General features: G+C 66.6%; 2 protein-coding genes. Both read left to right on the forward strand.

Going from position 1 to position 1,622, the window contains the following annotated elements; all coding sequences use genetic code 11:
• Positions 1 to 95 precede the first annotated feature (95 nt).
• Complete coding sequence (locus FXN61_RS49330; protein WP_167980622.1) at positions 96 to 302, forward strand: hypothetical protein; 207 nt, start codon at positions 96 to 98, stop codon at positions 300 to 302.
• A 210-nt stretch (positions 303 to 512) separates the two neighbouring features.
• On the forward strand, positions 513 to 1,622 hold a 1,110-nt coding region (locus FXN61_RS49335), incomplete at its 3' end, for an alkaline phosphatase family protein (protein WP_281360897.1).

Genomic DNA, 1,622 nt, shown 5'->3' on the forward strand with positions numbered 1-1,622 from the left:
AAGCTGCGCGGTGACTGCAACAACGCCAACGGGCCGTTGGTCGAGTCCTGCCTGAAGGCGGTGCTCTCGGACGCTCCGGCCATCCCCACGCGCTGATGGCGGCGGGCCGATGGCGCGAAGCCGCCAAGACGTGGCAGCAGGCCGGGTGCGACTACTGGTACGCCGTCGCCCTCATCGAGAGCGACGACCCCGACGACCTCGCCGAGGCGCTCGGGATCTTCGAGACTCTCGGTGCGCGGCCCCTCGTGGCCCGTGTGCGCGAACGGCTCGGCTCACCGAACGCGTCCGCGGTATCTCCGTAGTGCCTGGGGGCCAACACGATCCCGCCGGCTTCACGGGTGTCGACACTGCGGAACGCGATCAAAACCGCACGCAACGTGCACTGCGGCAGCCTGAGTGTGAGTGTGAACAAGGCCCCGGTGAATCCAGGGCCTTTGTTCATACGGGTGACGGTTCCGCTTCACGTGTTGAGACTAGAAACTCCTCTCATGTCGCTCTCTCGCCGTGGGTTCATGGCTGCCGTCGCTGCTGCTGCCTCGGGCACGTTGCTGCCTCCGTCGGTGTACGCCGCACTGGCCCGTGAGCCCCGTACGGGAGGGTTGCGCGCGATCAAGCACGTCGTGCTGTTGATGCAGGAGAACCGGTCGTTCGACCACTACTACGGGATTCTGCGTGGCGTGCGCGGGTTCTCTGATCGCAACGCCCTTCGTGACGTGTTCAACCAGTCGGGCGTGCTGCCGTTCCCGGTGCGTGAGGCGGCGTCCGGGCGGGACATCCAGTACATCGGCGACCTGGACCACAGCTGGAACGGCGGGCACTCGGCGTTGCGCGGCGGGTGGAACGACAACTGGGTGCCGGCGAAGACCGCGGCGACGATGGCGTTCTACACGCGGCAGGACCTCCCGTTCCACTACGAGCTGGCGGACACCTTCACGTTGTGCGACGCCTACCACTGCTCGGTGCCGTCTTCCACGTCGCCGAACCGGAACTACTGGGTGTCCGGGTACACCGGGTACGAGCCGTCCGGTGGTCGTGCGACCGGGAACGCGGCCTACGACGAGGACAACCACACCGGGTACACGTGGAAGACGTATCCGGAACGGCTTGAGGCGGCGGGGAAGTCGTGGCGGGTGTACCAGGAGTGGGACAACTTCCAGGACAACAACCTGGAGTTCTTCGTGCGGTTCAAGGAGATCGCGCGCAAGGTGCTGCCCGCCGGGTTCAAGTCGCTGGACAAGCTGTACGGGACCGGGGACCCGGCCCTGATCGGCTCGCTGGACCTCTCCCGGTTGTCCGCTGCCGAGAAGTCCTTGTACGACAGGGGATTGCACCGCGTCCGGCCCGGTGGGCTGGGAGAGGCGTTCCGTGCTGACGTGAACGCAGGCCGGCTGCCTTCGGTTTCCTACCTCGTTCCGTCGTCTGTGGACTCCGAGCATCCCGGCGCGTCGTCGCCCGCCGCCTCCGCCTCGATCACCTACCAGGTGCTGGACGCGTTGGCGTCCAACCAGGAGGTGTGGGAGTCGGGCGGTGTTCCAGTGCGGCCGGTGCGACTTCGTTGGGCACGTCGATCACAACGCAGCACACAACATCGCGGCTCGCGGTGTCGTGTGCTGGGGCGAAGT

Source organism: Lentzea indica (genome assembly GCF_012184385.1).
GTDB classification, from domain to species: Bacteria; Actinomycetota; Actinomycetes; order Mycobacteriales; family Pseudonocardiaceae; genus Lentzea; species Lentzea indica.